The 5,239-nt window shown below is 70.2% G+C and carries 5 protein-coding genes and 1 pseudogene; all 6 read right to left on the bottom strand.

Annotated elements, in window-relative coordinates:
* Positions 1-564 (bottom strand): annotated as a pseudogene (locus ACWEVS_RS45880) (hypothetical protein); the annotation flags it as partial.
* 104 nt (positions 565-668) lie between these two features.
* A complete protein-coding gene (locus ACWEVS_RS45875) occupies positions 669-1,946 on the bottom strand; it encodes a cytochrome P450 (protein WP_452557510.1) in 1,278 nt (425 codons plus the stop codon).
* A 12-nt stretch (positions 1,947-1,958) separates the two neighbouring features.
* The gene (locus ACWEVS_RS45870; RefSeq protein WP_452557508.1) at positions 1,959-2,552 is read right to left on the bottom strand and encodes a GTP-binding protein; all 594 of its coding nucleotides are present in this window, start codon (positions 2,550-2,552) and stop codon (positions 1,959-1,961) included.
* Positions 2,533-2,901, bottom strand: coding sequence for a DUF742 domain-containing protein (locus ACWEVS_RS45865; RefSeq protein WP_452557506.1), 369 nt, complete (start codon positions 2,899-2,901; stop codon positions 2,533-2,535). The genes ACWEVS_RS45870 and ACWEVS_RS45865 overlap by 20 nt, the downstream gene beginning before the upstream one ends.
* Positions 2,898-3,290: a roadblock/LC7 domain-containing protein gene (locus tag ACWEVS_RS45860; protein WP_452557504.1), complete on the bottom strand. Its 393-nt coding sequence runs from the start codon at positions 3,288-3,290 to the stop codon at positions 2,898-2,900. The genes ACWEVS_RS45865 and ACWEVS_RS45860 overlap by 4 nt, the downstream gene beginning before the upstream one ends.
* A complete protein-coding gene (locus ACWEVS_RS45855) occupies positions 3,287-4,831 on the bottom strand; it encodes an ATP-binding protein (protein ID WP_452557502.1) in 1,545 nt (514 codons plus the stop codon). Before ACWEVS_RS45855 ends, ACWEVS_RS45860 begins: the two co-directional genes overlap by 4 nt.
* Between the last annotated feature and the right edge of the window lie 408 nt (positions 4,832-5,239).

Here is a 5,239-nt window from a genome sequence, read left to right as displayed (position 1 = left end):
CCGCATGGGGATGGGGTAGGCGAAGTGCCGGCGCAGATCGACGACGCCGTCGGCGTCGGCGTGGGCGGGTAGCTCGTCGACGACGTCGGTGATGAGGGCGGTGATGCGGGGGCGCAGCTGTTGGATGCGTCGCGGGGTGAGGGTGCGGGTGACCAGGCGGCGGAGCCGCTGGTGTTCGGCGCCGTCGGCGGTGACCATGTTGGTCACCTTCAGCATGCCGACCAGGGGCCAGTCGTCGCCGATGTCGCCACGCCGCACGCAGGTCCACCTGTGCCAGTCCTTGCTGATGCGCACGTCGTTGAGCAGTTCGAGCATCAGCTTGTGGCTGGTAACGGTCCAGGCGGGGATACCGCCGGGCAGGATGACGCGCACCACGGTTCCGGCGGCGCGCAGGCGGGCGGCCTCGTGGTGGTGGTCGGCGCCGGTGGGATCCAGCGTGATGACGGGCACCTGCCGGCCGTCGGCCGGGGCGGGGCCGGCTAAGTGCGGGCAGGCGTCTGGGCGGGCCGAGCCCGCCACGGAGTCGGAGTCGGGGGCGGTGGCGGGCCGATCGTGTGGGGTCATGAGGTCCTCCAAGTGTGATGAGAGGGGGGAGCGCCCGCCTGCCCGGGTTGCGGCAAGGGTTCGGGCAGGCGGGCCGATCAGGGGCCAGGCTCGACCGGTGCGGGTCAGCGCGGCGTGGGCGGCGGCGGGAAGACGACGGGCAGGACGGCGGGACAGCGCGTCCACGGAGAGGGCCGCAACGCGATAGCGGCCGGGGCGACGGCCAGTTGCATGCCGGGCAGCAGGTTGAGGATGGTCTCCACCGCAGTGCGGGCGATGAGGCGGGCCGGGTCGCGGGCGGGGCAGGCGTGCGGGCCGATGCTCCATGCCAGGTGGGAGCGGTTGCCCAACTCCATGACGGGCTCGCCGGTGTGGATGCGGGTGTCGCTGCCTGCTGCGGCAAGGCCCAGGACAAGGGCGTCGCCGGCGCGAATGGGGCGGCCGCCGAGTTCGGTGTCGCGCAGCGCGAAGCGGGTGGGCATGTGCGTCATCGGGGGGTCGCGCCACAGCACCTCATCCATCGCCTCGTCGGTGCCCAGCCGGCCGCCGTTGATGCGGCCGGCCAGGCGGGGGTCGGTCAGCATCAGCCGCAGGGTCTGGGCGATCCAGATCAGGGTGGTCTCATACCCGGCCGAGACCATGACGACGATCGACTGCAGGATTTCGGCGTCGCTGTGGAGGAGGGGGTGGTTGATCAGGGCGCTGGTCAGGTCGTCGGCGGGGAAGGCCTGCCGGGTGCGCATGTGTTCAGCGAGGATGTCCTCGAAGGTGGCGTTTCCGGCCTGGGAGTCGGTGCCGGAGCTGAACAGGGCGGTGAGGCCGGCCAGCAGCTGGAAGCCTTTGCTGGTGTCCAGGCCGAACAGGGCGGCCACGGCGAGCATGGGGATGACGGCGGCGTACTCGGCGATCAGGTCGGCGTGGCCGCGGGAGGCGAAGGAGGCGATCAGCTCGGCGCAGATGCCCTCTACCGAGCGGCGCAGCCGCCGGTGGTCGATGCGGGTGACGAGATCGTCGAGCGGGGCGCGTAGCCGCCGGTGCTCGGCGCCGTCGGCGCCGATGACGTTGGCGCGCCAGAACATCATCGGGCCCAGGCCGCTGTCCGGGGCGACGACGCCGTCGCGAAGGTCACGCCAGTTGCGGGCATCGCGGGAGAAGAGCGGCTCGTAGCGGGCGATGAAGGCGATCTCCCTCCAGCCCATGACGAGCCAGGCGGGAACGCCGGGTTCGAGCTCTACCGGGGCTACCTCGCCCCAGCTGGCGCGCAGCTGCCGGTAGAGGACGGCTGGGTCGGGTGCGGCGGTGATGCGTGACAGCGGCATCAGGTCCGCGGTCGAGCTCATGCGGCCCGCCGCGGCGTCGGCGGCGGAGCCGTTGGGGTGCTCGGGCAGGCGATCGGTGAACATGAAAGGACAGTCCTAGAGGTGGGTGTGGGTTAGCGCGGCCACGTGCTGGACGAGAGCAACCAGCGTGGCGATGGCCGAGACGCGGTCGCGGGCGTCGCAGGTCAGCAGCGGCGTGTGCGCCGGTAGGTCGAGTGCGGCACGCAGCTCGGCCTCCGGGTGGTGGCAGGTGTCGGGAAAGCGGTTGACAGCCACAGCGAACGGCAGGCTGGCGTAGCGCTCCAACTGGTCGAGGACGGCGAAGCTGTCGCCGAGACGACGGGAGTCGACCAGGGCCAGCGCTCCGACCGCGCCGTGGGCCAGCCCTGCCCAGGCGTCCCAGAAGCGCTGCTGGCCGGGCGCGCCGAACAGATACAGGGCCAAGGTTGGGGTCACGGTGACGCGGCCGAAGTCGAGCGCGACGGTGGTGGAGTGCTTGCCGGGCAGGTGGGTCAGGTCATCGACGCCGACGCTGGCCGCGGTCATTGTCTCCTCGGTGCGCAATGGTTCGATCTCCGACACTGAGCCGATCAGCGTGGTCTTGCCGACCCCGAAGCCGCCCACGATGAGGATCTTGGCGAGCCGCTCCACGCTGTCGGGCAGGTAGCGGTCAGAGCTTGCGGAGGCCATCGAGTAACTCCTGCAGCATGGTCAGCCAAGGACGCTCGGCTTCGGGGATGGGCGAGTGGGCGTGCAGGTGCCCCGAATCCACCAGGTCGCACGCCACGATCGCCGCGGCGCTGACCGGCAGTCCTAGCCGGGCGGCGGCCTCGACCAGCGGGTGTAGTCGGGCGCAGATCATCAGCAGTGCGTGCTGCTCGCGGGGCGCTCCCAGCGGCAGCGGCGGCCGGTCGGGGGCGGCCATGAGCAGCGTGTCGACGCCGATGGTGTTGCGCGATGGTCGGGTGCGCCCGCTGGTGACGACGAACGGCCGCACCGGCTGGTCGGTGTAGTCCTTCGGCGCGGCTGGCCCGGTCACGTGCCGTTCGCGGTGCGTGCGGGTGTGGCGAGCGTCTGCTCTCCGAGCCGCTGGATCACCGTCTGCATCTGCTGGGAGACCAGCCGTGGGTCGATATCGGCGCGGGTGACGACCGCCAGGTGAGAACGTTCGGCGGCGGCGCGGATGAACAGAAATCCGCCGTCGTAGCCGATCATCACCTCTCGAACGGCCGGGCTGCGGCCGTAGGAGCTGCCAACGGAGCGGCCCAAGGATTGCAGGCCTGACCCGGTGGCGGCGATCCGATCGGCGTCGTCGCGTTCGGTGGTCTGCGACCAGAACTTTGGCAGCCCGTCGGCGGTGAAGACTACGACGTGGCAAACGCCGGCCACCTCGGCAATCTCCTTGATCATCCATGCGTTGTCGATCACGACTGCTGCTCCTGGTGTGCAGGGTTGTGTGGGGCTGGGTCGGATTGCGAGGGGACAGCTGGCGCGTGACCGGCGCCTGCCAGGTAGCTGCCAAGGAAGTCGCTGGGATCACCGGGGGTGAACAGCGAGCCTGGGGAGGAGGAGCGTGAGGCAGCTGCCGGTGCGTCATGCGGGGAGGGCGACCCTCCGGCGCGCAGTGGCGAGCGCCGCTGGGGTAGTTGCGGGGGGATATCGGCGGCGTGGGTGGTCTCGGCGGGCTCGGTTGGCGCCGTTTCGGCGAGCTGCGCAGCAGGAGAAAGGGCTGTCGCAGATGAGGTGGAAGGCCAGTCGATGGCCAAGGCGTCCTGCTCATCCAGGACCTGGACGAGCTTTTCTGGTATCAGCACCACGGCGCGGACACCGCCGAACGGTGACTCGCTCAGCTGAACACCGAAACCGTGGCGCAGTGCCAGGATGCCGACCACGACCAGGCCCGTTTGCAGGGAGTCGACCAGGTCCTCCAGTTGGGGCAGCTGCCGGCCGGAGGCGATGTCGGTGGCCTTGGCCAGCCGGTGCTCATTCAGCCCGATTCCGCTGTCGTCGATGACGATGACCGCTCCACGCTGCACCAGGCGCACGCTCACCTCGACGTCGGTGGTGGGTGGTGAGCACATGGTCGCGTTTGCCAGCAGCTCGGCCACCAGGTGGATGAGCGGTTCGACCACCGGGGCGGTCGCGGCCAGAGTGAGGTCACCGATCGCTTTGATGCGCTGGTAGTCCAGGATGCGGCCGGAGGCTGCGCGGACGATCTCCACTAGTGGCAGGGGGTCCTGCCACTGCTGGCCGGGCCAGTCCTCGCACAAGACGGCCAGGCTTTGCGCGGCGCGCGCCTGCTGGGCGGCGGCGTGATCGATGCGCATCATGGTGCGCTGCGCCAGCTCGTCGCTGGGCCGAGCCTCGGCAAGGCGCGTGGCGGCTTCCTGGATACGGTGGGCGGCCGGCTGCACGCGCCGGGCCAGCGCGACCAAGACGCCGCGGAGCGCCTCCTGTCGGTTGTAGTGACGGTTGGCAACGTCGCTCACCGTGGTCACCACCTGCTCCAACAGCGCCGCGACCTCCTCGCCGAGCAGGGGGTTGGGCATCGCCTGCGGGATTGTGGCCGCACGGTGCGCCGCGGCGGGCACGCGCTCTTCGACCAGATGGGTGATGCCGCGTTGCAGGGCGGCCGTTGTCTCGTTCAGATGCCTGTTCCAGCGGTGCTCGCTTTCGCCCCGTTCGGCGAGCATGACACGCTCGCGATTGGCAAAGGCGTCGCGCAGGTGAACGTGGTGGGCGCGCAGGGCGCGCAGATGCCGCTGCAGCAGCCCAATCAGGATCATCAGCGCGACGCAGATGCCGCTGCCGGCGATGCCGAGCGTCACCAACAGCTGGGAAGAAAGTTCGGTGGCTACGGTCGCCCCCGCGATGGCGCACGCGGCGCCTACCGCAGCCAGCACGAGCGCGAACGGCCCGCACCAGCGCGAAATCGCCGACGGGCGCAGAGAAGGGGTTTCGGCAGACATGATCACCTAGGGGGGTGGCGGAAGGGTGGAGTGAGGCGGCTTCCAGGCAGGAGTGACGCTGGTGAGCGGGCGTCACCTACGGCGAGCCCGCTATGAAGTCAGCCAGGTGAGCCGCGCGCACGACAGTGGGCGAATTATCCATTCGCGCATGTTGGACTGACTCGCCCCTGAGGATGGCCGTTCCAGACAGCGAAGCCGTGCGAGACGCGGGGAGCGGTGTCCGATCGAGGGGCGGTGCGGCCGGGCCGGTGACAAGCCCGGCCCGGCGAGCGGGTGGATGCGCTCTCCTGCGCTGGGCAACCGCCGAGACCCCGTTCGAACGTGTCGATCAGTTCGGTGGCGATGGTGCTGGCCAGTCCTCGCCATCGCTCGGCCTGGAGCGGGGTGAAGGCGCCTTGCACGATTTTC

It is taken from the genome of Nonomuraea sp. NPDC003754 (assembly GCF_053605785.1).
This window is presented reverse-complemented; position numbering and strand designations above follow the sequence as displayed.